This is a genomic window from Allobaculum fili (assembly GCF_020969955.1).
Lineage (GTDB): Bacteria > Bacillota_I > Bacilli_A > Erysipelotrichales > Erysipelotrichaceae > Allobaculum > Allobaculum fili.
This window is the reverse complement of record NZ_JAHDSX010000002.1, coordinates 79852-102152: the sequence shown is the minus strand read 5'-3', so window position 1 is coordinate 102152 and position 22301 is coordinate 79852. Positions and strand designations below refer to the sequence as shown.

At 45.4% G+C, this 22301-nt stretch carries 20 protein-coding genes; 7 read left to right on the top strand and 13 right to left on the bottom strand.

Annotated features, from left to right (window positions below; all coding sequences use genetic code 11):
- Positions 1-82: 82 nt before the first annotated feature.
- The 3 genes from Afil_RS01215 to Afil_RS01205 all read right to left on the bottom strand — a co-directional run bounded on the left by Afil_RS01215 (position 83) and on the right by Afil_RS01205 (position 4260).
- On the bottom strand, positions 83-1780 hold the full coding sequence (locus Afil_RS01215) for an ABC-ATPase domain-containing protein (RefSeq protein ID WP_230266705.1): 1698 nt from the start codon (positions 1778-1780) through the stop codon (positions 83-85).
- Positions 1781-2347: 567 nt separating this feature from the next.
- On the bottom strand, positions 2348-3175 hold the full coding sequence (locus tag Afil_RS01210) for a hypothetical protein (RefSeq protein ID WP_230266704.1): 828 nt from the start codon (positions 3173-3175) through the stop codon (positions 2348-2350).
- 293 nt (positions 3176-3468) lie between these two features.
- Positions 3469-4260, bottom strand: a complete 792-nt coding sequence (locus Afil_RS01205; protein WP_230266703.1) for a helix-turn-helix domain-containing protein — start codon at positions 4258-4260, stop codon at positions 3469-3471.
- A gap of 229 nt (positions 4261-4489) precedes the next feature.
- Between Afil_RS01205 and Afil_RS01200 the strand changes: the two genes are divergently transcribed.
- From Afil_RS01200 to Afil_RS01185, 4 genes are read left to right on the top strand one after another with little or no spacing between them, the layout of a single operon-like run.
- Complete coding sequence (locus tag Afil_RS01200; RefSeq protein WP_230227135.1) at positions 4490-6007, top strand: type I restriction-modification system subunit M; 1518 nt, start codon at positions 4490-4492, stop codon at positions 6005-6007.
- Positions 5997-7166 carry a restriction endonuclease subunit S gene (locus tag Afil_RS01195; protein WP_230266702.1) on the top strand — a complete coding sequence of 390 codons (1170 nt, stop codon included), beginning with the start codon at positions 5997-5999 and terminating at the stop codon, positions 7164-7166. Before Afil_RS01200 ends, Afil_RS01195 begins: the two co-directional genes overlap by 11 nt.
- Before the next feature lie 59 nt (positions 7167-7225).
- Positions 7226-8215, top strand: coding sequence for a site-specific tyrosine recombinase/integron integrase (xerA, locus tag Afil_RS01190; RefSeq protein WP_230266701.1), 990 nt, complete (start codon positions 7226-7228; stop codon positions 8213-8215).
- Positions 8215-8754, top strand: a complete 540-nt coding sequence (locus Afil_RS01185; protein ID WP_230266700.1) for a restriction endonuclease subunit S — start codon at positions 8215-8217, stop codon at positions 8752-8754. The genes xerA and Afil_RS01185 overlap by 1 nt, the downstream gene beginning before the upstream one ends.
- On the opposite strand, the gene Afil_RS01180 is transcribed toward Afil_RS01185, so the two are convergent.
- Positions 8731-9573 carry a restriction endonuclease subunit S gene (locus tag Afil_RS01180; protein WP_230266699.1) on the bottom strand — a complete coding sequence of 281 codons (843 nt, stop codon included), beginning with the start codon at positions 9571-9573 and terminating at the stop codon, positions 8731-8733. The genes Afil_RS01185 and Afil_RS01180 overlap by 24 nt on opposite strands.
- Between Afil_RS01180 and Afil_RS01175 the strand changes: the two genes are divergently transcribed.
- Positions 9477-12521, top strand: a complete 3045-nt coding sequence (locus Afil_RS01175; RefSeq protein WP_230266698.1) for a type I restriction endonuclease subunit R — start codon at positions 9477-9479, stop codon at positions 12519-12521. The genes Afil_RS01180 and Afil_RS01175 overlap by 97 nt on opposite strands.
- 128 nt (positions 12522-12649) lie before the next feature.
- On the opposite strand, the gene Afil_RS01170 is transcribed toward Afil_RS01175, so the two are convergent.
- Together Afil_RS01170 and Afil_RS01165 are read right to left on the bottom strand one after the other, a co-directional pair.
- Positions 12650-14224 (bottom strand): recombinase family protein, encoded by a 1575-nt coding sequence (locus tag Afil_RS01170; RefSeq protein WP_230266697.1) that lies wholly within the window; start codon positions 14222-14224, stop codon positions 12650-12652.
- The gene (locus tag Afil_RS01165; protein WP_230266696.1) at positions 14200-15396 is read right to left on the bottom strand and encodes a recombinase family protein; all 1197 of its coding nucleotides are present in this window, start codon (positions 15394-15396) and stop codon (positions 14200-14202) included. The genes Afil_RS01170 and Afil_RS01165 overlap by 25 nt, the downstream gene beginning before the upstream one ends.
- A gap of 112 nt (positions 15397-15508) precedes the next feature.
- On the opposite strand from Afil_RS01165, the gene Afil_RS01160 reads away from it, so the two are divergent.
- Positions 15509-15949: a hypothetical protein gene (locus Afil_RS01160; protein WP_230266695.1), complete on the top strand. Its 441-nt coding sequence runs from the start codon at positions 15509-15511 to the stop codon at positions 15947-15949.
- On the opposite strand, the gene Afil_RS01155 is transcribed toward Afil_RS01160, so the two are convergent.
- The 4 genes from Afil_RS01155 to Afil_RS01140 are packed head-to-tail and all read right to left on the bottom strand — an operon-like array spanning position 15884 to position 19697.
- Positions 15884-17809: a DNA polymerase gene (locus tag Afil_RS01155; RefSeq protein ID WP_230266694.1), complete on the bottom strand. Its 1926-nt coding sequence runs from the start codon at positions 17807-17809 to the stop codon at positions 15884-15886. The two genes, Afil_RS01160 and Afil_RS01155, sit on opposite strands and share 66 nt — an antisense overlap.
- Complete coding sequence (locus Afil_RS01150) at positions 17793-18338, bottom strand: DUF2815 family protein (RefSeq protein ID WP_230266693.1); 546 nt, start codon at positions 18336-18338, stop codon at positions 17793-17795. Before Afil_RS01150 ends, Afil_RS01155 begins: the two co-directional genes overlap by 17 nt.
- The gene (locus tag Afil_RS01145; protein ID WP_230266692.1) at positions 18322-19431 is read right to left on the bottom strand and encodes a DUF2800 domain-containing protein; all 1110 of its coding nucleotides are present in this window, start codon (positions 19429-19431) and stop codon (positions 18322-18324) included. The genes Afil_RS01150 and Afil_RS01145 overlap by 17 nt, the downstream gene beginning before the upstream one ends.
- A complete protein-coding gene (locus Afil_RS01140; RefSeq protein ID WP_230228156.1) occupies positions 19428-19697 on the bottom strand; it encodes a DNA ligase in 270 nt (89 codons plus the stop codon). Before Afil_RS01140 ends, Afil_RS01145 begins: the two co-directional genes overlap by 4 nt.
- A 99-nt stretch (positions 19698-19796) precedes the next feature.
- Between Afil_RS01140 and Afil_RS01135 the strand changes: the two genes are divergently transcribed.
- Positions 19797-20468, top strand: a complete 672-nt coding sequence (locus tag Afil_RS01135) for a DUF4357 domain-containing protein (protein WP_369413412.1) — start codon at positions 19797-19799, stop codon at positions 20466-20468.
- A 316-nt stretch (positions 20469-20784) separates the two neighbouring features.
- Here the strand turns inward: Afil_RS01135 and Afil_RS01130 are convergent, their stop codons facing one another.
- Genes Afil_RS01130 through Afil_RS01120 form a run of 3 tightly spaced genes read right to left on the bottom strand, consistent with a single transcriptional unit; the run spans position 20785 to position 22293 of the window.
- Positions 20785-21741, bottom strand: coding sequence for an N-acetylmuramoyl-L-alanine amidase (locus tag Afil_RS01130; protein ID WP_230266691.1), 957 nt, complete (start codon positions 21739-21741; stop codon positions 20785-20787).
- A complete protein-coding gene (locus Afil_RS01125) occupies positions 21738-22097 on the bottom strand; it encodes a hypothetical protein (protein WP_230266690.1) in 360 nt (119 codons plus the stop codon). Before Afil_RS01125 ends, Afil_RS01130 begins: the two co-directional genes overlap by 4 nt.
- A complete protein-coding gene (locus tag Afil_RS01120; protein WP_230266689.1) occupies positions 22090-22293 on the bottom strand; it encodes a holin in 204 nt (67 codons plus the stop codon). Before Afil_RS01120 ends, Afil_RS01125 begins: the two co-directional genes overlap by 8 nt.
- Positions 22294-22301: the final 8 nt, after the last annotated feature.

The following is a 22301-nucleotide window of genomic DNA, read 5'->3' as shown; positions in this document are numbered from 1 at the left end:
ATCGTTTTATCCGTGTGGTTTTCTGATGAATCCGACAGGATGCAGACAATCCATTTTGTATAGATCATCCGCAAATTCAAATTCATTTCTGAAAACGGAAGCCGTTGGAACGCTGGCGATTGATCACGCCGCACAGTTCCTGCTTTCTTGGACGGGCTAAATTGCCCTTTCCAAAAAAGCTCATGCCGTTTTCATCCGCAAGATTTTCAAGCTCCTCAGCGATCTCGTCGATCGTTTTCTGATTATCGACCAGATTGCGCTGCGCATAGACGATCATTTTTCCGATCGCCGCCGACTGCTGGGAATCGGCAAGCTGTTCGAGGGCGCGCAGATCGATCGGCTCTCTGGCAATCGAAAGCGAATCGAGCGCGGATGTTTTGACCTTGACCTTATCCTGACAGAGCGCGTCGTTCTTTTTCAGAATCCGTTTGTTTGGAGTGACAATCGGCGGATAGTCGCTGGTCTGCGGTTTGGCAAAGGCAGCCGCTTTTTCCCTGGCCAGTTTTGTAATGTCGTACGGCTTGTATTCTTTCATCTGGATAATCGTATCTGCCTTATCAAAAAACAGACCGCTGCTTCCCGCAACGAGCACGGTGGATACGCCCTGATCGGCAAGTTCACGAATGCGGGCAATGTACGGAATAATCGGCTCTTCTTTTGGGGAAACGACTTCGCTCATCAGCTCATCGCGAATCATGAAGTTGGTTGCGGATGTATCTTCATCGATCAGAAGCGCCTGGCTTCCGGATTCGAGCGCTTCCGCTACATTAGCCCCCTGACTCGTCGATCCGGATGCGTCTTCACTGACGAAATCTTCCGTGGATTTACCGCCGGGCAGACTCTGAATAAAGGAAGAAATGTTTTCATGATGAACGCAGCGGCCGTCTTCGGCGCGCACTTTCATCGCGTCATTGCGGGTAATGACATACTCACGGCCATCGCCTTCAATATGATCGTAAACACCCATTTCCAGCGCCTGCAGCAGCGTCGATTTTCCATGGTAGCCGCCGCCGACAATGAGCGTTACGCCCTCGTCAATGCCCATGCCTTTGATTTTTCCGGCATAAGGCAGATCGAGTTCAATTTCTTTTTCCGGCGCGCTCACAAACCGAATCGCGTCCTCCATCGGCAAAGCGCTTGCCCCGCTCTTACGCGGCAAAATCGCGCCGTTGGCCACAAAGGACACGAGATGTCTGTCCTGAAGCTGTTTACGAATCGCCTGCTGATCCACAGACAGCTCATACACCCGCTGCAGATGCTCTTTTTCCGCTGCCGTCAGATTGGCGTAAATCAAGGACGATTCCACTAAAGGCGGCAAAGTATCAAATAAAAGCATCACCAGCCCCTTGGCCAGAATCGAACGGCCTTTGGCAGGAAAGCCTGCGTTGAGCCGGAAAATCAGCGAACCGTTTTTCGGATCGATCTGTACTGCAGAACGTTCAAGCACTTCCGGACAGACCGAACTGCACGTCAGTGCGCCTGATTTTCCAGAACCGGAGCGGCGCACATCCGCCTGTTTCAGCTTCCGGCCAAACAGCCGCAGCAGTGCATCCTGCAAAGCAATCCGACAGGTACGGTTTTCGTAAAGATGCGAAGGAAAGCCTGGATTTTCGATGTGAATCGAAATGTCCGATGGGGAAGCAAACGGGTCGGACTGCACATGGTCGATGGAAAGCACATAGCTTCCAAAGTCCCACTTTCCTTTCAAATCCCGATACGCCGGATAGCCTCTTCCGTTTATAGCGAGGATTTTTGCTTTCAAAGCTTTGGCCGTATTCATACGCTCACTCCTTCTGTTTCCTGTTCCGTTTGTGCATTTCCGTCCTGTCCGATCTCTGCCCTCTTTCGTATCGGAAAGTCAGAGGGAACGATTTTCCAAAGGGAAATATGGAGGAATTATTCACAATTTAGCGTATTCATCGTACATCCCTGCTTTGGCGTCCTCCTTTTGATCTGCCCAGAATCGTCTTATCCTGCTCCAGCCCCTTCCTGATAATGGCGAACTGCGCTTCCGTTCGAAATGAGTTCTTTACAAAATGGGCTTTGGCGGCATTTGTCTTAACGCCTGCCATTATCCTATCTTATTTTATTTCATCATGAATTTTTATTTATTCGTACATTTTATTCGGTTATATAATTTCATTTGCACAGTCGTCGACTTATTTGTTCTTTTCTATAGAAAATCCTGCTGTGATAAGGCTCTGTACTCCAGAGGCAGGACAATGGGCACGAATGAAAAAAACTGTCGTCATGAAGGCAGACGACAGAGGCAAAGCATTTCTTCTGGGGTTGCCTTTCTGGAAAAGGGAGAAAGGAAACGAACATCCGACAAAACCACCCGATTTGTCTATTCACAATAGAAGATCTGCTCAAGATCATGAACGGCATTAGTAAAAATCAGATCCTGCGGATCGTACGGCTGTTTTGTGGAGCCTTCAATATAGGCGCCCAGATCGTTTACACGGACCTGAACGATGACGTAATCTTCATCCGCAACCATTTCGGTATCGCAGTCTCCATACGGAAAAACACTGCCCAGTTCATCGCTGATTTCGGCCATAATTGCGGCGCGTGCCAGTACACAGGCCATCTGTCCGCTCATTCCGAGCGTTTCCTGCGTATTAAGGAAGAAATACATCGTCATGGCCGAAACCGGTTGATTTTCGGCAGGCGCTTCCACTTCCACGATAAGGCCGACATAGTAGTAATCTGCATAACAGGCAGACTGAACATAAGAGACAGATTCACTGTCTTCCTGCTCTTCGGACGTTTCAAAGTAAGCTGAGGGATCGTCCTCAATTGCGTCGAGCGTGGAATCGTTCTGTTCCGCAATCGGAGCAGAGTCTGAAACGGGTTTGGAAGGTTCCGTTTGGGAAGACGATCCAGTGTTTCCGGGCCGATTTGAAGATTCGGAGGAATCCGCCTTTTGTGCGGCTGGATCGGATTTTTCCGAAACTGGATTGCGGGTCTTCAATTTGCTGGTATCGGACTGCGGATGACTGGACGGATCTGTCGCCGGCCTGACATTCGTATCGTTTTGCGGTTCGTACGTTTCCAGGAGTACCGATGTCTGACTGGACGGATCGGCGAGCGCAACGGTTGGTTTGGATGAACTGCCGCATCCGCTAAGAAGCAGCAGTGTGGATGCGAATGCAGCGACAAAACCTTTTTTCATTTGAAATTGCTCCTTTCCCCCTTTTGTTTTTCCTTTTTTTAAAGGGATTTCCTGCAGGACTCCTCTTTTCTGTATGATATGTCGTTCTGGATATATTCAGAATACTGCATGAGATTTTGAAGCAATTATCGGGGTGAAGTATCACAAAACTAATTTCGCTTACGCCCTCAAAACCATCCAGCAACAAGAACCGCTTCGAGTTTTGAAGCGCTCTGCCCCCCGTCAAGCAGACACAGGAATGAATAAAACTCGCTCAAGCATTTCGCACGAATTATGCCAAAAGCTTTTGTTGTTTAGAGCGGGCGGATTGCCCTCCTTCTGTCGTATCGCTCACAGTGAGGAGGTCTCACAGGTTCCAGGTTCTGGCAAGGGCTTGAGCGAAGCGTCCCTTGGCAGGTTCTGGGTTCTGTGAAATCTTTGAGCGCGAGTGGTATGACGGGAGGAGCCCCCCTCTCTTCTTGAGAGGAGTGAACCGCGCTCCAGCCGCGCAGGCTGGTCCCGGCGAAGCCGACAATAACGCCAGCTATACATGAACAGCCTTTTTGGTTCCATAACGCGAAAGCTTCAGGAGGAACTATCTTACTGCTGGCTGGGACCCAGTTATAAATCTGTGTATACGTGCAGCCAAAACGATGAGCGGTTTCCTGATAATTCTTATCGTTTTCAAGACACTGCTTTACCGCTTCGATTTTCTGCTCTTTGGTGAATGATTTTGCAGAGTTCTTCTTTCGATTCGGCGTTTTCGTTCCTCCCTTACATGGAGAAATCGTATCGCCTTTCAGCCAGCGGCGGATTACTGAGACGGCAGAAATATGATATTTCAGACAGAGCTGACTCAAAGATGCTTGCCCTGAACGATATTCCGCAATCACTTTCTGTTTCAGCTCAGAAGAATATCTTTTATTTACGCTAGGTGTGATCAATCCGGCGGCACCATCTCGCCTATAGATTCCAACCCATTTGGTGATCGTTTTCGAGTCAAGAATGCCGTACTGTTTGCAGAGTTCAGCAGACCCCACACCGGAGATATATTGTTGAACACATTCCAGCTTGATTTCAGGAGAAAATTTGGATTTTCGTCCCATAAGAAAAAAGAGTTATCAGGATGGTATCGCTAGACAGATTGGACCATTTCCAATATCAAAGGGACAAGAAAACCAATCTTTATATCAGGCTTATCAGGCTAAAATAGCGGCTGATCTTTCCATATAAGAAGCCACTGATAGCCTGATTTTTTTCGATGAAAGCCCTTTATAATCCAGGGATGGTTATAATGAAAGAATAGATAGCTCACGAGGCAAAAGAAGGAGACTTATGGCAAATACAAAGAAGAAAGCATCCAATAAAGCGGATGTAGGATTTGAGGCTGAACTGTGGAGTGCGGCCGACGTTCTGCGCGGTAGTATGGATGCTTCTGAATATAAACACGTTATTCTCGGCTTGATCTTTTTGAAGTATATCTCTGATTCTTTCGAAGCAAAACGTGCTGAACTCTTAGAAGACCCATATGCTGATCCTGACGATAAAGACGAGTATATTTCTGAAAACATCTTTTTCGTTCCAGAAGGTGCTCGTTGGGATGTGATCAAGAACTCCGCACATACAAACTCTGTTGGAACAGCCATCGACTCTGCAATGGAACAAATCGAGAAAGAGAACCCAAAACTGAAGGGCGTTTTACCAAAAAACTATGCTCGCCCTGAAATGGACCAGCGAAGATTAGGTGAAGTTGTCGATTTGTTCACCAATATCAAAATGCACGAACATGGAAACGAAAAAGACATACTCGGAAGAACCTATGAGTACTGTCTTCAGAAATTTGCTTCCCAGGAAGGCAAGAATGCAGGCGAATTCTACACACCGTCATCCGTTGTCCGTACCCTTGTTGAAGTATTAAAACCCTATCACGGTAGGGTTTATGACCCATGCTGCGGCAGCGGCGGAATGTTCGTACAGTCTGCAAAATTTATTGAGAGCCACGGCGGCCAATTAAACGATATTTCAGTCTTTGGACAAGAATCGAATCCGACTACCTGGAAGCTCGCCCAGATGAACCTGGCGATTAGAGGAATTGATGCAAACCTCGGTCCCCACAATGCAGACACCTTCCTGGAAGATCTTCATCCTCATGAAAAGATGGATTTTGTGATGGCGAATCCTCCTTTCAACGATAAAAGCTGGTGGCACAAGTCGCTCGAAGATGACCCGAGATGGGCATATGGAACACCTCCTGAATCAAACGCAAACTTTGCCTGGATGGAACATATGATTTCTCATATGAACCGAAACGGAAAGATCGGTATGGTTTTAGCAAACGGTGCGCTTTCAACCCAAACCAAGGGAGAAGGTGAAATCAGGAAAAACATCATTGAGGCAGATTTGGTTGATTGTATTGTAGCTTTGCCTGAAAAGCTCTTCTATTCAACGGGTATACCTGTTTCACTTTGGTATCTTTCAATGAACAAAAAGCAAAAAGGAAAGACGCTTTTTATCGACGCTAAAGATATGGGTACCATGGTTTCTAGGAAACTGCGCGAATTCTCCGATGAGGATGTTAAGAAGATCGGTGAGCTGTATCAATCGTATGAAGAAGGCGAACTTGAGAATAATCCAGGACACTGGGCGGTAGTAGATACAGAAGAAATCGCAAAACAGGACTATATTCTGACTCCAGGTAGATACGTAGGTATCGAAGAAGACGAAGAGGATGGAGAGCCGTTCGACGAAAAGATGAAGCGACTGACTTCTGAACTTGGTGATTTGTTTAAACAATCACATGAACTTGAAGCAGAGATTCGAAAGCAGCTGGAGAAGATTGGGTATGAAATCTAATTGGAAAACGGTCAAGTTGCAAGAATTAGGAAGGGTAGTTGGTGGGGCTACGCCTTCTACGAAAAATGAAGCTTTCTATGGCGGCTCTATTCCTTGGCTGACTCCGAAGGATTTAGCTGATTATTCTGAACGGTATATATCCAAAGGAGAACGAAGTATTACTGAAGAAGGATTGAATTCTTGTTCTACTGAATTGTTACCTGCAGGTACCGTGTTGTTCAGTTCACGTGCTCCAATTGGTTATGTAGCTATCGCATCAAATCCGATTTGTACAAACCAGGGATTCAAGAGTGTAGTTCCAGATACCGGTGTGGTCGATCCGCTTTTTCTCTATTACCTCCTAGTTTTTAACAAAGAGAAAATTAAATCAGCAGGCAGCGGAACCACTTTCAAAGAGGTTTCCGGGAATGTGATGAAGAATATTGAGGTGGAAATTCCCACATCTGTTGATTACCAACGGAAAATTGCACAGATACTGGGTTCAATCGACAATCAGATTGAGAGTAATGCTCGAATAAACAAGAATTTACTGGATCTTATTGACACGGTTTTCAAGCAAAAAATCCTTAAAAATCCATCAATGACGACATGGAAACAGAAAAGTTTATTAGATATTGCAACTTTTCAAAATGGATTGCCGATGCAGAAATTCCGTCCTCATGAAAACGAAGAACACCCTTTAAAGGTCATAAAAATAAAAGAGCTTAGTAATAAGGGCTTTTCTGAGACGAGCGAACTATGCTCAGCAACAATTGATAAAAGGCAAATTGTTAACGATGGTGACCTTTTGTTTTCATGGTCTGGAACACTGCTTGCAGACTTTTGGACAGGAGGAAGCGGAGGACTTAATCAGCACTTATATAAGGTTACTCCAAAGAACTATCCAATTTGGTTTATCTATTGTTGGTTAAAGTATCACCTTCGAGAGTTTCAATCTATCGCCAAGGCCAAAGCCACTACAATGGGACATATAAAAAGATCCGATCTTGAAAATGCTGCTGTTTATATTCCGCCTGTCGAAGAACTCGAAAGCCTTAATAAGCTACTTAATCCAATCCAACGGAATTTGATAGTCAACAGAATCACTTCAAGAACGCTGAGCAAAACAAGAGATGAACTATTACCTCAACTCCTCTCAGGAGAAATTGAGATCCAATAAATTCTTGTTTTCTAGATCACTTATCCTCTACATAATCGCCTTATTCAGGAGGCAAAATTATGGAAAACGTATTAGTAGCAAGCATTGTAAACGCGATTATGGGGTTAGTAGATCCTGGAAAGGTACATGCAGTTAAGACAGTTATAACGTCTGTCGTTTCCAAATTCGAGGTAACTATCAAAGAACAGGAAGAGACAGATTTTCTGGACAATAGCGATTTACTTCAAAAATTTCTGGATGCGAAGAGCATTGAAGGATGTTCAGAGAAAACTACAGCATATTACCGGAAGACTATAGAAGGGATGATCAAGGCAATTGAGAAACCACTTATTACGATTGATACGGATGATCTTAGAAAATATCTGTCGGAATACCAGAGTAATAATGGTTCGAGCAAGGTGACTATTGATAACATCCGAAGGATTATATCTAGCTTTTTCTCATGGCTGGAGGAAGAAGATCACATATTGAAAAGCCCAGCACGCCGTATTCATAAAATCAAGACTGATAAGATTGTTAAAGAAGTATATACAGATGAAGAGTTGGAAAAAATGCGTGATTCTACCAAGAACATCCGAGATCTAGCCTTGATTGACATGCTGGCATCAACAGGGATGCGTGTTGGTGAATTGGTAAAGCTCGATAAGGACGACATCGATTTTCAAAACCGTGAATGTATTGTCTTTGGTAAAGGAAATAAAGAACGGAAAGTCTATTTTGACGCTAGAACAAAAATCCATCTCGAGGATTATCTGGAGTCGAGAACAGACGAAAGCGATGCATTATTTGTAAGCCTGCGCCAACCGCATTCTCGAATCACAATAAATGGAGTTGAAAGTCGGCTCAAATCGATTGGAAGCTCATTAGGAATCAAAAAGGTACATCCCCATAAATTCCGACGAACTCTAGCTACTGCAGCTATAGACAAGGGTATGCCGGTTGAGCAGCTACAAAGACTGCTGGGGCACGAAAGAATAGATACGACTATGCAATATGCAATGGTCAAACAAAGTAATGTGAAAGATTCACACAGGAGGTTTATTGGGTAATGAAGAAATACGCTCTGTCAGAAATATTCGAAATCATCGGGGGCGGTACTCCTAAAACAACAAATTCAGAGTATTGGAATGGGGATATTCCATGGTTATCTGTCAAGGATTTTAATAGCGATGAAAAATGGGTGGACAGTGCGGAAAAAAGCATCACTGAAAAAGGACTAAAGGAAAGTTCTACTTCCATTCTTCATCCTGGAGATTTAATTGTCTCTGCGCGTGGTACCGTCGGGGCTTTAGCTATGGTTTCGCGAGATATGGCATTTAATCAGTCTTGTTATGGGTTGAGAGCAAAAAAAGGATTTGATATCGATTATACGTATTATCTCCTCAAAGGAACAATTAATAAGCTAAAAGCCAATACTCATGGATCTGTATTCGACACAATCACGCGAGATACCTTTGACCAAATATTTATAAGTGTGCCTGAGTATGAAGTTCAAAAGAAAATAGGCGTTTTTTTATCAAATCTAGATGAGAAAATACGAGTTAATACTCGAATAAACAAGAATTTACTGGATTTCAATGTCACCTGAGAGGAGTTTTGCAAGCAGTTTATCCCTAAGAATTGCCAATTGACGATTCTCTCGTATCTTGTTTTGTATAGTTTCGAATAGCGGTTGAGAAAACTCGTTAAATTGTTTAAGCAACTCGGGATCTGGCTTGGGAAAAGTAAACTCCATGAAATCTTTTTGGTATAGATGTGGAATTACGCTTCCCTCTGTTCGAGCTTTGATAAAACCTTTGAATCTATTGGAGGTCAGCAGGTAATACAAAAATGGAGTCCCATACTCTCCTTTGGTTGAGTTACGGATTACAAAAATACCCGAAGCAACAGTTGTTGGTAAATCCAACTTATCGATATAGCCAATTTTGCCAATGGTCCCGTCTTTGGATAAAAGGATGTCGCCAAGCTTTAACATAATTTCTGGAGACTCATCATAACGTTCTTGTGTAATGAATCCTGTTTTGGTCCAATCAATTCCTTCTGGAGTTAATGATTCGCCATTGATGATCCTATAATCACTATTTGCAAGATACTCATCTTTTTTGAGCCCTTTCCAGCCGATACGTCCTTTTATATAGAGGAGATCCCCAAAGCGAACGGCATCGTTTTCGTTGCCGGTCGATAGGACGTAATTTAAGAAGGCTTGAATTTGTTCAGCTAAATTCTTGCTTTCCCCAGCATAAACCCTAGAAAAGGAGGGATTCCATGAATCAATACACTGAAGATTCCTATGAGAAGACTCTGATACAGTTGTTCGAGTTAGAATTAGGCTATGAATATCGATATGGTCCAGATATGGATCGTGATTATAGGGATCCCCTTCTTCTTGACGTATTAAGAGATTCACTACGAATGTGTAATCCAGGCCTTCCAGCTGCTGCCATTGACGAAGCAGTAGTCAAAATTCGGAATTTGGAGGTCGGTTCTCTTGAAACCAGGAATGAACAATTTACAGATTATCTGCAGAATGGGCTGCGAGTCTCCTACTATCGAAATGGTGAAATGAAAAACGATCTGGTTCATTTGATCGATTATAACGATGTTCAGAACAACTCATTTCTCATTGTGAATCAGTTCACTGTGGAAGAATTTAAAAAGAAGCGTCCAGATATTGTCCTGTTTGTAAACGGAATGCCGTTGGTTGTAATCGAGCTCAAATCTCCGTCACGGGATGAAACAGGTGCTTCTGAGGGGTATGTTCAGCTGCGTAATTATATGCTGGATATCCCCTGCTTATTTAACTACAACCAGATTTGTGTAATGTCTGACATGCTGATATCACGAGCAGGTACAATCTCGAGCGATGAAGATCGCTATATGGACTGGAAAACGACAGATGGAAACTATGAGAACACAAAGTTTGCGAACTTTGAGACCTTTTTTACTGGCATTTTTCAGAAGGATCGGTTCCTGAATATTCTAAAAAACTTCATTTTATTCATGACGCCTGGTGGTCGGTTAATCAAGATTCTAGCTGGATATCATCAGTATTTTGCTGTTGAGAAAGCCGTTCATTCTACAATGCTGGCTTCAAAAACAGACGGACGAGGAGGAGTGTTTTGGCATACTCAAGGCAGCGGTAAGTCGCTGTCTATGGTTTTCTATACTCATTTATTAGACCAGCAAATGGATGATCCAACTTTTGTTGTCCTTACTGATCGCCGCGATCTTGACGATCAACTATTCAAGACTTTCTCGGATTGTCATAAGTTCCTGCGTCAAACGCCTGTTCAAGCTACCTCCAGAGACAATCTGTATGAGCTTTTAAATAACAGACAAAGTGGCGGAATCATCTTCACCATTATGGCAAAATTCGAGGATGAATGGGGTGCCTTATCTAAACGGAAGAATATTATCGTTATGGCAGATGAGGCACACCGAAGTCAGTATGGACTAACAGAAAAATTTGTAACAACCAAGGATCAGTATGGGAATATTCTCGCTAAAACTGTAATCGGAGCAGCTAAGAAGGTCCGTGATAGTCTTCCAAATGCGACCTACATTGGTTTCACCGGAACTCCAATTGATTCTGAAGATAAAGACACGAGAGCTGTGTTTGGCGATTATATCGATATCTACGACATGACTCAGGCTGTTGAAGATGGTGCAACCAGACCGGTTTACTATGAAAGCCGGGTTATGAAGCTGAAGCTCGATGAAGAGACTCTTCGAAGAATCGATAACACTTACGATATGTTGGCTGCTGAGGCAGATGAGATCACAATTGATAAAAGTAAAAAAGAACTAAGCAATATGGAGGCGATTCTTGGTAGCGATGAAACGATTGACTCTCTAGCGAGAGATATAATTACTCACTACAAAGAAAATCGTGAAAATTTATTGACTGGGAAAGCACTGATCGTTGCTTACTCCAGAGAAATTGCCGTGAAGCTTTACCATAAGATGCTAGAGCTGGAACCTACCTGGGATAAAAAAGTCAAGATTGTAATGACTGGAAGTAATAAAGATCCAGAAGAGTGGCACGAATATACAGGCACGGATAAGTATCGAGCAGATTTAGCAAAAGAATTCAAAGATAACGAGTCTGATTTCAAGATTGCGATTGTTCGTGACATGTGGCTGACGGGTTTTGATGTTCCATCTTTGGCTACTATGTATGTTTTTAAACCAATGAGCGGTCATAACCTGATGCAGGCGATTGCCAGAGTGAATCGTGTGTTCGGGGATAAAGAGGGCGGACTTGTAGTCGATTATATCGGTATTGCTTCCGCATTAAAGCAAGCAATGAAGGACTATACCAAGAGCGACCAGAAGAACTTTGGTGACCCAGATATTAAGAAAAAGGCACTTCCAATATTTGAAGAGGCTCTATTCGGCTGTAGAGACTTATTCAAAGGGTACGACTATAAGTCCTTTTTGCAAGGTACGGATTTGGAAAAAGGAAGAGCAATCACAGGTGGGGTGAATTACATCATGGATTTAACCCATCAAGAAATGAATATTCCAGAAAAAGAAAGAGCACAGTTCAAGTTTATCAAGGAAGCCCAGCGCTTGAAGCAGTCTCTTTCCCTGTGCAGCAGTTTGGTTGATGATGAACAACAAAGAGAAGCGGGTTATTTTATCGCTGTAAAAACGCTTTTAAATCGGATTTCGACTTCTGGTGCTTCGGGCAGGCTGTCTTTGAAAGAAGTGAATGCTCAAATTAATGAACTTCTGAAACAGACGATTAAGAGTGATGGCGTGATAAGCCTTTTCTCAGATCACGAGAAAGAATTTTCACTTTTTGATACTGACTTCTTAGAGGAAATCAGAAATATGAAGGAAAAAAATCTATCCCTGGAACTTCTGAAAAGACTACTGAATGATGAAATCCGTGGCTTTAAAAGAACTAATGTTGTTAAGTCAGAAGAGTTTTCTGATCGCTTGAAGAAGGCGTTAAATTCCTATGTGAATGGTTTGATAACGAATGAAGAAGTGATTGAGGAATTGATGCGGATGGCTAAAGATATCCGGAATGCCAGTCAGGCTGGAAATGATCTGGGCTTATCTGTTGAAGAAGTTGCTTTCTATGATGCTCTCTGCAAGCCGGAAGCGGTTAAAGACTTTTATGAAAACGATCAGCTGGTACAAATTGCAAAAGAGCTCACGGATATTCTTCGGCATAGTGTCTCGATTGACTGGCAACGCAAAGAAAGTGCCAGAGCCGGAATCCGCAAAAATATTAGACGCCTTTTGAGGAAGTATCATTATCCTCCTGAAGAAATCCCTGGTGCGATTGAGCTGGTTCTTTCTCAGGCAGAACTAATGGCGAACAATCTGTCGCAAGATTTGTAAGCCAGTGCAGTAGAAATACTATTGGTGTTCTTCCTCTTTAACAGGAAAGAATGGCTGATGGATTTTGTGAAATAACGACCAAAGGACTGACTCCACCCTCACATGGAGCCAGCCCTTTTCTGCGTTTCTCACTTCTTCACCGGTTCTCGCTTGATCTTCCGACCGCCTACAAAGCAATACATCAGCGTCCGGTTCTTGTACACCATCACCTTGTCGACCATCGCTCTGACCAGATCGCCATCGAACGCGTACACGTGGTCAAGTTTCTGAAGAAGTTCTAGGTAATGTTGTGTTCGTTCGCCTTCGTATTGCAGATCCCTGATTTTGGCTGCCAGCTTTGCGTGGTCTTTATCAAGCTGCTCGTATTCAATCAGCAGCTGGTTGTAGGCTTCGTTGAAGTTGGTAGGTGTTTGTTCGATCAGCTTCTCGGCTTTCTCAGCGATTTTCTCCATCCTTGTCTGGATGCGATCGGCTTTGGTTTGGAGCTTGTCAATGTTGTAGGTGGTATTGAACTTCTCGCTCCATTCATCGAGGATGCTTTGCTTGTCCTGGAGCAATTCGTTTACCGCCATCACAAACTCTTCTTCCAACACAGTCTCCATCACCTGATGTGATGGGCAACGCTGCTCGCTTTCATACTTGTTCTTCCAGCATAACCACACTGGCACTTTCTTTCCGTTCGACCGGGTGGTAACACTTCTGGTATACCAGGACTTGCAGATAGCGCATTGAACTCGGTGGCTGAATGGGTATGGTGTATGGCAGCCGAGTCGCTCTTTACCAAACCTGTATTTACGGTCCTTGATCATCTTCTGGACTTTGTCGAAGTCCTCCACCCTGATGATTCCCTGATGGGAGTTGGTGATGTAATAGGAAGGAATGGCGCCCTTGTTCTTGACCTGCTTCTTGGTGATAAAGTCTGGCGTGTAGACTTTCTGGAGAAGCAGGTCACCTTTGTATTTCTCGTTCATCAACATTTGCTTGATCACTCGGATATCCCATTTATCTCGACCAAACTTGGTCTTGATGTGCTGGCTTTCCAGGTAGTTCTTGATGTCCGTGTAGGTACTGCCTTCCAGAAACATCTTGAAGATCAACCGGACAATCTTGGCTTCTTCTTCAACGATCATGACACCACCGTCTTCAGCTCTTGTATAGCCCATGAGGTTTCCGTAGGGGATGCGGTAGGAGCCTTCTTCGTATTTCTTCCGGACACCCCACTTCACGTTTTCGGAGATGCTGCGGCTTTCTTCCTGCGCCAGGGAGGACATGATCGTCAGCAGCAGTTCTCCTTTGCCATCGAAGGTCCAGATGTTCTCTTTTTCGAAGTAGACCTCCACGCCGTGTTCTTTGAGTTCCCGAATGGTTGTCAGTGAGTCAACCGTGTTTCTGGCAAACCGACTGACGGACTTGGTGATGATCAAGTCGATCTTGTGGTCCAGTGCGTCCTGGATCATCTGCTTGAAGCCTTCACGGTGGGCTGTGCTGGTTCCGCTGATGCCTTCATCGGTATAGACGTTCACGAAGTTCCAATCCGCTCGTTCGCGGATCATGTTCTCATAGTAGGAAACCTGGGTTTCATAGCTGGTCTGCTGCTCATCCCGGTCGGTAGAAACCCTGGCATAGGCGGCTACGTTCTTTCTGGCGATGATTGGCTGAACTCTGGCCATCGTTCTGGTTACTGGGATTTTTCGTACTTGCATGTCTTTCTCCTTCCATCTGTAAAGTGGAACTCCAAGGTTCCGTCTGGTTCGACTTCGATGACTTCGACTTGTTGTCGAAAAATGGTGGGATCGAACTTTTTCATTTCCAGCATTTTGGTAGCGATCTGTTCTAGAGTCTCTTCATCAAGATTCAAGGAATGGCATTCACCTAGCTGGCAGCGTTTTGTGTAACACTGCCAATAGATGTAACTTCGTTCTTTGTAGTGCTGGATAATTCGCTGGAAGTTTCGTCCGCATTCTTTGCATCTCAGTTTTCCGGTAAAAGCATTGACCGTTTTTCGGTTCATATTTGAACGCCGGTTTTGTTCGGTCCGTTCTTGCGCTCTTGTCCAGGTCTCTTCATCCACCAGCGGTTCGTGATGGTCTTCGACCAGGTACTGCGGCAGCTCTCCCTGGTTCTTATGCCTATCATGCAGAATCGGATCACCGACGTATTCTTTGCAAAGCAGCAGCACTCCAGTATAGGTTGGGTTAGCAAGCATGGCTTTGATCGTTGCAGGCATGAAGCCATTGCCTTTCCGGGTCTTCACTCCGGTCTGATTCATCCATTCCTGAATGTCTCGAACCCGCATTCCGTCGGCATAATCTTGAAACATCTTTGTGACGATCCAGCCTTCGGTCTCATTCACGATCAGATCATCACCTTTCCAGTCGTAACCAAAGACTGGATTTCGTCCGTTTGGAATGCCTTGTTCAAAGCGCTTCTTAATACCCCAGCGGATGTTGTCGGATATGCTTCGGCTTTCCTCCTGGGCAAAAGAAGCCATGATGGATAGCATGAATTCTCCATCATGGCTGAACGTGGAGATGTTTTCTTTCTCAAAAAACACCTCCACGTTGTGTTCTTTCAGCTGGCGGATGGTTGCCAAAAGGTCGACGGTGTTCCTGGCGAATCGTTGGATAGACTTGGCCAGAATCAGATCAATCTTGCCTTGCAAGGCCAATGCAATCATCCGGTTGAATTGAGGCCGCTTCTTTGTGTTGGTACCGCTGATGCCGTAGTCTGCAAACACACCTGCGTTTTGCCAGAGCGGATTGTCATTGATCTTGTTGGTGAAGTGGGCGATCTGATTTGTAATGGAAGACTGCATCAACTCGGATTCCACCGAAACTCTGCAATAGGCTGCGACCCGTTTCAGTTGTTTGATCATGTGGATCTCCTTTCGTTGGTCCATATATCACTCTGAAAGGCCGTATTATCCAGTAAATTCGACGTTAGGATTACTTCAAATTTACGGCTTTGTCGCGACCGAATTTGCCCATGTGGAAGCAATGGGAATTGCAATATTGCTTCTGATAGCTCTTGTAATTCTCGATGGGATTGCCACAAGTTTTGCAGTAGGTGATGACTGGATTTCGTTTATGGACCAGATGCTGATGCTTGTTCCACCAGTCTTCACGGCATTTCTGACAACAGAAGATCTTTCTTTTGGGAGCATCCTCAGGAAGAAGAGCTCCGCACTGTTTGCATCTTTTCCGCTGCTTGGCTTTCTTTCCCGCAAGCCCTGCCTGTCTGCATACGTTTTGGACAGCAGACTTTGTCAGACTAAGCTGGCTGGCGATGTAGTCGTAGCTTTTGTTTGCTTTTCGCATTTCAATGATGGTTTTCTTGTTTTCCTTGCTGACCATGTTGTTCTCCTAATCTTTGCAATAGAAGGGAGTTCTGTACCCTTCGGCATTGAGCACCAGACCGTTTGCCCATGATGGCAGCTCACACATCTTCTGGCAGACCGTTTCAGCGTTCATGCTGGGATCTGCCTCCACGATGATTTCATCGTGGACATGAGCGACGATTTTGTATTTTTGACAGTTGCTCATGGCATTCATGAGAAGATCTCTTGAGATAGCCTGGGTGATGTTTTCGACAAACTTCGGACCATAGCTTTCCAGCCTCTCCCATTTCTTGTTTAAACCTAGCCCCATGTACGTCACCGATTCTGTTCCATATTCATTGCTCTCGATCCTGGGTTTTGGGTAAGCCAGTGACCTGCCAGAAGGAAGCTGAATGAAGAGGATGCCAGACGAATGAGAGAAGACCAGGTTCTTTAGAAACACCGGTTGTTTGGTCCTGATCGCTTTCTTGATGGCAGCATCAACTGCCCACCAATACTTCACGATCTTCGGATTGGCTTCACGCCAGGAATCAACCAGTGGTTTGAGTTCTTCTTCCTTCATTCCGAAATCCAATGCACCCATGGCTTTCATGGCTCCTACTGAGCCACCATAGCCACAGGCCAATTCTGCTTGTTTACCTTTCTGTCTGAGATCACCGTTCACACCGTGTTTGACGACGGGAACCTTGAACATTCGGCTGGCCGTTTCGCAATAGATGTCGCCGTTCTCTTTGAAGACTGCCTGGCGCCATTCTTCTTCTGCCAGCCAGGAAAGAACTCTGGCCTCGATAGCGGAGAAGTCAGCGACGATGAAGTCTTTTCCATCAGGAGCAACAAGAGCTGTTCTGATGAGTTGAGAAAGCGTGTCGGGAATATCGTCATACAGCATTTCCAAAGCTTGTATATTCTTATCGGCAACAAGACTTCTTGCTTCTTTGAGATCCGGCATTTTGTTCCTGGGGAGGTTCTGGAGCTGCACAATTCTTCCGGAATATCTGCCTGTGCGAATGGCTCCGTAGAATTGAAACATCCCGCGAATTCGTCCGTCCGAACAAGCCGAGTTGAGCATGGCTTCATACTTCTTAACCGAGGCCATAGCCAGCTGGTTACGAAGAGCAAGAACGGTTCGTATATTGTTAGAGGCTTTCTCCATTAGTACCTTCATGGCTTTCTGGTTGAGAGTGTCTGTTGGCAGATTCTGCTGCAAAAGCCACTCTTTCATCTGTGAGGGTGAGTTTGGATTCTCCAATCCGGTCATTTCCTGAAGACGTTTGAGCAGCGATTCTTTGGCTGTCTCACTAATTTCCAGAGCATTTTTGGCAAGATTGATATCGACCAGAACACCAGCATCGTTGATTCGTTGATCCAATTGGTACTCCGTCCATATAGACGCTCTGACCGGAAACTTTATCAACCGTCGTTCGATCTCAATTTCTGCTTCCACATCGCGTCTGTTGTATTCCTTGAACAGACTCCACTTTGCTGGATCTTCATTTTCAACAGGACCATTGCAGAACATTTTGATCAGCGCTCTGCCTTCCTTGAGCTTTGGTCGTTCCAGCTGAAGAACCTCAGAGAGCTGGTCAAGAGAAAGCGGTAGTCCAAGTGTTGCTGCGTGTACCATAGAGCATTGCCAGTCTTCCGGGTCAAGAAACTCGTATTCGTCAAGCATTCCAAGATCGCGAAAATACCGGGAGAGGCAGATTCTTTCAAACGCCGCATTATGCGCCACTTTGGTCACATCCGGATCGAGAATGGCTTCGATTAGAAAATCAGGCAGTGCTTCAAAGTGCCTCATGTCGATCACATCCACAGGATCACCATCAAAGGAAAATGCAAAGAGCAGGATCTGGAAATCCTCGCTCTCTGCATAGCGGTAAACGCCCGCTTTGGATAAGTCGGTCGTAGAAGAGGTCTCGATGTCGATGAACAGCCTACGAGAGGAAGTCATCGTCGGCATCCTCACTGACGAAGTCGTCATTTGCGGTTGTTCTGCCACCCAGACGAGGACCGTCTTTGATCTTCTGAATGTTGCCCAGACCGCAGGCGACACCTTTATTGCCATTGGAGTTGAACGCGTAGAAGTTCAGAGAAACTCTGGCATAGCAGCCGGAGTAAACCTCACTCTGGTCAAGGATTGGCTGAACGCGACGGTCAACGATCTGTGGAGCTTCCGTACTGGAAGCATTCAGGAAGTAGTGGCCTTTATAGACGTCGTCGTCTCGTTCGATATCGCCATCACGCAGTGGGAGCTTGATAGCCTGTTTGTTTGGCTTCTTGCCACCGAATTTGGCCAGACCGTTTTCGATGGCTGCGTCCACCGCTTTTTCAATAGCGGCCAGTGTATCCAGGTCATCCTTGGGGATCAGGATCTGGGTAGAGTATTTTTCATCTCCGCCATTGATGGAGACAGGTTTCCATCCGTTGAAGTAGGACAGGCGGGTTTCTTTACCGGTTACGACTTTAGTGTTTGCTTTCATTTTCAGTTTCCTCCGTAAATTCGATTTCTTTTCGTTTGTCTGAGACAGGGACCAGGGTTGGTTTTCCGACTGGTTTGGTGACCAGGTTTCCTAGAATCTCCTGGAAGACGGGCTTGGTCATGACTTTTTCCATATCTGTGATGGTTCTCAGACTTTTCTTGTAGATGTCTGTGAATCCGGCAGCCTGACAGGCGGCGATGACTTTGGCTTCACTTACGTACTTGCGATTGGAACGGCCAGCGACAAGCTTGAATCCATTCCACTTTTTCCCTTGCAGGGCTTTGTGCTGGGCGTACTCTTTGATCTCTTCTGCCCATTTGATCAGATCATCCAGCTTGGGAAGAATTTTTTCGATTTCTTCATCAGAAAGGCTTGTTGGATCTTTGAATTCATCCTTGGCCAATTCCAGCGCTGCCTCTGCGCGTTTTCTGCATTTGGCTGCAGCTTTGCAAAACTGACACCAGGAACCATTGCAAAGTTCGCCTTTGCCGTTAAAGGCAAGTTCTGCTTTAGGCTTGAGAACCTCATGAGCCCAGATTTTCAGCTCATCCGGTGTGATGGTCCAGGAGCTGATGTTTTCTTTGCGCGGCTGGAAAACTGTCATTTCGATGGTATCGATATCGAAGATGGCATCGAATAGTTCAAGAGCACCAAGTGCATACAGCATCATCTGGGTGTTGTTTTCTGCATTGACCAACACACCCAATCCGTACTTGAAGTCGATCACATGCAGTTTGTTATCACTGGCAATAATGCAGTCAGCCGTTCCAAAGCCTTCTGGGACGTAAGCGGACAGGTCGAGTTTCTGTTCGATCATGATGACCGGTTTGATCTCATCCTTGATGGTTTCCAGAATCCAGGAGACGTATTCGTCCGAGTGCTGTTCCATTGCTTCATCCTGGAAATCAGATTCGGGACGAGTCGACTTCATGCCGAGCGCTGTCTTCAGCTTGTACTCACACAGGGCATGAGCGGCTGTTCCTTCTTTGGCTGCAAGACCGGAAGTATCCGGATAGGGTTCTTCAAGCCTTGCGGATGGCGTACAATGAAGCCAACGATGGGACGAGGATGGAGAAAGTATGCTATGACTCATTTCAGCTCCTCCACATCTTTGACAAGAGCCTGATAGTGTCCAGCATCAATCTTGGAAAGTTTGCTTGCACCATACTTTTCAAGCAGCAGCTGAATCTTTGCTGTAAAACCGGCTCTGGATTTTTCAGCGAGAATTGCTCTGACTTCTTCAAGCGAGAGCTTTGGCTGCTCGGGTGCAGTAGGAGTGACCGAAGCAGGCTTTGATGCGTGAAGAGCGTCGGCAATTCTGTTCAGAACATTGAGAAGTTCTTTTTGGAATTCATCCATGATGATTACCTCCTTCACTGGGTAGCCGTGAGGAAGGTAGATTTGTGACAAGAAAAAACCAGATTCTTTCAAAAACAGAATCTGGCTAAGAGGAAATTAATGATGGCGAGAGGGATTTTGTATGTAATGTCTACGGCTGTTCCGGGTTTGATCAAAATTGGCAGGACCGGAAGCTCAAGGTTTGAGGAGAGAATGTATAACCTCGAAAAGAACGGCTATTCAAATGTGACAGCTTTAACCCGTCAGTTTGCAATCGAAGTGGACGGATATATAGAAAAAGAAGCTTTGCTCCATAACATTTTCAGCAAGAGCCGAATCGGACAGACAGAGCTATTCGCAGCAGATTTGGAAATGGTGATCCAATTGTTGTCTGCGTTCGATGGCAAGAAAATCTATCCTAAAGAAGGAACGAAAGAAGATGCTTTTGAAAATGCGGTAGAAAAACAAGAAGAAGAGGAGAGCGGTCTGCTCCCTAACGGGATCTATACGATAAGCTCGAATAGAAAGGGCTTTGGAAAGATCGAGGCGAAACTCGAAATCAAGAACGGAAAACTGATGCTTAAAAAGGGCAGTATCTGTGCACCTTCTGAATATGAATCAGCATATAAATATAGGAAGAATGCTTTAATCATAGATAATGTCCTTCAGAAAGATCTTCCATGTTCTTCCGTTTCGATTGCTGGCGTTGTCGTACTGGGAAACAACGTAAATGGCTGGCGAGTATGGAAGGATTCAAATGGAAAGCCAATAGACAGCTATCGAAGCCGATAGCTGTCACATGAGACAGATTTCTATTCCATGGGAGATAGAGGAAAAATGGTAAAAAGGACTAGGATTATTCAAGTCGGTTTTAGCGTTGTGCTCACCTTAGTCGCTATGGAGTTGATTATGGCGATTAAAGAAGGCGATACTTCTAAAGCCTTTAGTTGCGTTTTGATATTTCTTTTGGTTGCCGTGCTCTATGGTTTTATCTTGAAGCGAACTAAATGACTTGTTGAAATGATAATGTGAATGTCAGCAAAATGGAATAAACACAAAAACAGCTAGCAAGCCTCACCACTGACGGTGAAGCCTTCTGGCTGTTTGACTATTTCAGAATTTCGTTTACGCGCGTCTGCACGCTTGCTGGATCATAGCCAGCATTTTTCAGTCGATTAACACGGTCCTGACCATTCCCCCATTTACCTGCAATAACCTCTCGGGCAACTATATCAACGCTCTTCTTTCCAGCCCCCAGTTTCTGGTTGACCAGAGCCTGAATAGCAGTCGGATCATATCCAGCCGCTTCCAGACGGTTGATCCGATCGTTTCCGTTCCCCCACTTGCCATTGATGACTTCCTGGGCAATCACATCATTGGACTTCTTTGCCGGAGCAGCAGGTTTCGCTTTCTGCTCCAGCAGCTCGTTGACCTTTGCCTGAATGGCATTGTAGTCGTATCCGGCGCCGGTCAGCCGGTTCTTCCGATCATCTCCATTGCCCCATTTTCCGTTGATGACTTCCTTTGCGATGACATCAACGGATTTTTTGATTGGCTCATTGCTCACAGTGCTGCTGTTCACCAGACGTACCAGCTCTGGGAATTTCGATTTCAGGTATGGACCTGGGCAGTTGGTAGCCGCAAACATATCATGGCAGGTGAGCGTTCCAGATGCAGTTCCAGTCCAGGAAAGCTCGATACCATACCGCTGGCAGATGTCATTGCACAGTCTGACCAGAGAATTGAATGCAGCATCGGAGACTGGCCAGTTTCCACCAGTCGAGGAATTGGCCACCTCGATTGTGATGGCATGGTTGTCATTGTCCCAGGAGCTGGACGTCCAGGCTCTGAACTCTTCCGGAACACCGCCCCAGATGGTTCCGTCGGTTCCAATGTAGTAGTTGGCAGAAGCCTGCCGGTCGCTGTCTCGATGATACTTGGCACAAGCAGCTGCACCCATATTTCCCGCCATGTGGTGAGGAGTAATTTTGGTGATTTTGGAAGTTCTCGGATTGCATTTATTGTAGATCGGTGTCGATCCATTGATCAGTGTTGAATAGGTCATAGTTCCTCCTTAATGCTGCTGCCTCTGGCGAAAACAAGATCATCGATTCGTCTGGCGCAGTCCATCATTTGTTTGGTATTGTTGCCATCCACGTTGTGCTTGAGCAGGTTGGATGTGGACTCGAGCAGAAGCCGGTTTACATCCTGCTGCAGCAGAAAGCTGTGATGGTCTTTGTTGAGCTTGTCCTGGTGCTCAGCCAGCTCATCTTTGAGAGTTCGAATCTCATCTTCCAGGACTCTCACACGCTCTTTGAGCTTCAGGAATGGCTTAAAAGCCAAAGAAAGGAGCGCCGCGATAGAAGACAGCGCTCCTGCAATGGCTCCAAGCCAGACAATGCTTGTTTCCAGTTCAGGCATTCTCCACCTCCGGAAGACCGGCTACAGAAGTCAGAAGGCTGACCAGACCAGCCAGTGCGGAGGCAGAAAGGACGACAAGAAAGTCGACCTCGGTAATCAGAGCGGAAGCTCCAATAACGCCAACAGCCGTCTGCGCTACAGTTTTAATCGCGCGGACGGCTGCTGCTTTGATCCAGGTTTTCGTTTTGCTGCTCATAGAAACAT

Excerpts from the sequence above, each read along its gene's own strand:
- Afil_RS01215 (WP_230266705.1), bottom strand. The coding sequence starts at position 1,780 with ATGAATACGGCCAAAGCTTTGAAAGCAAAAATCCTCGCTATAAACGGA.
- Afil_RS01210 (WP_230266704.1), bottom strand. The coding sequence starts at position 3,175 with ATGAAAAAAGGTTTTGTCGCTGCATTCGCATCCACACTGCTGCTTCTT.
- Afil_RS01205 (WP_230266703.1), bottom strand. The coding sequence starts at position 4,260 with ATGGGACGAAAATCCAAATTTTCTCCTGAAATCAAGCTGGAATGTGTT.
- Afil_RS01200 (WP_230227135.1), top strand. The coding sequence starts at position 4,490 with ATGGCAAATACAAAGAAGAAAGCATCCAATAAAGCGGATGTAGGATTT.
- Afil_RS01195 (WP_230266702.1), top strand. The coding sequence starts at position 5,997 with ATGAAATCTAATTGGAAAACGGTCAAGTTGCAAGAATTAGGAAGGGTA.
- xerA (WP_230266701.1), top strand. The coding sequence starts at position 7,226 with ATGGAAAACGTATTAGTAGCAAGCATTGTAAACGCGATTATGGGGTTA.
- Afil_RS01185 (WP_230266700.1), top strand. The coding sequence starts at position 8,215 with ATGAAGAAATACGCTCTGTCAGAAATATTCGAAATCATCGGGGGCGGT.
- Afil_RS01170 (WP_230266697.1), bottom strand. The coding sequence starts at position 14,224 with ATGCAAGTACGAAAAATCCCAGTAACCAGAACGATGGCCAGAGTTCAG.
- Afil_RS01165 (WP_230266696.1), bottom strand. The coding sequence starts at position 15,396 with ATGATCAAACAACTGAAACGGGTCGCAGCCTATTGCAGAGTTTCGGTG.
- Afil_RS01155 (WP_230266694.1), bottom strand. The coding sequence starts at position 17,809 with ATGACTTCCTCTCGTAGGCTGTTCATCGACATCGAGACCTCTTCTACG.
- Afil_RS01150 (WP_230266693.1), bottom strand. The coding sequence starts at position 18,338 with ATGAAAGCAAACACTAAAGTCGTAACCGGTAAAGAAACCCGCCTGTCC.
- Afil_RS01145 (WP_230266692.1), bottom strand. The coding sequence starts at position 19,431 with ATGAGTCATAGCATACTTTCTCCATCCTCGTCCCATCGTTGGCTTCAT.
- Afil_RS01140 (WP_230228156.1), bottom strand. The coding sequence starts at position 19,697 with ATGGATGAATTCCAAAAAGAACTTCTCAATGTTCTGAACAGAATTGCC.
- Afil_RS01135 (WP_369413412.1), top strand. The coding sequence starts at position 19,797 with ATGATGGCGAGAGGGATTTTGTATGTAATGTCTACGGCTGTTCCGGGT.
- Afil_RS01130 (WP_230266691.1), bottom strand. The coding sequence starts at position 21,741 with ATGACCTATTCAACACTGATCAATGGATCGACACCGATCTACAATAAA.
- Afil_RS01125 (WP_230266690.1), bottom strand. The coding sequence starts at position 22,097 with ATGCCTGAACTGGAAACAAGCATTGTCTGGCTTGGAGCCATTGCAGGA.
- Afil_RS01120 (WP_230266689.1), bottom strand. The coding sequence starts at position 22,293 with ATGAGCAGCAAAACGAAAACCTGGATCAAAGCAGCAGCCGTCCGCGCG.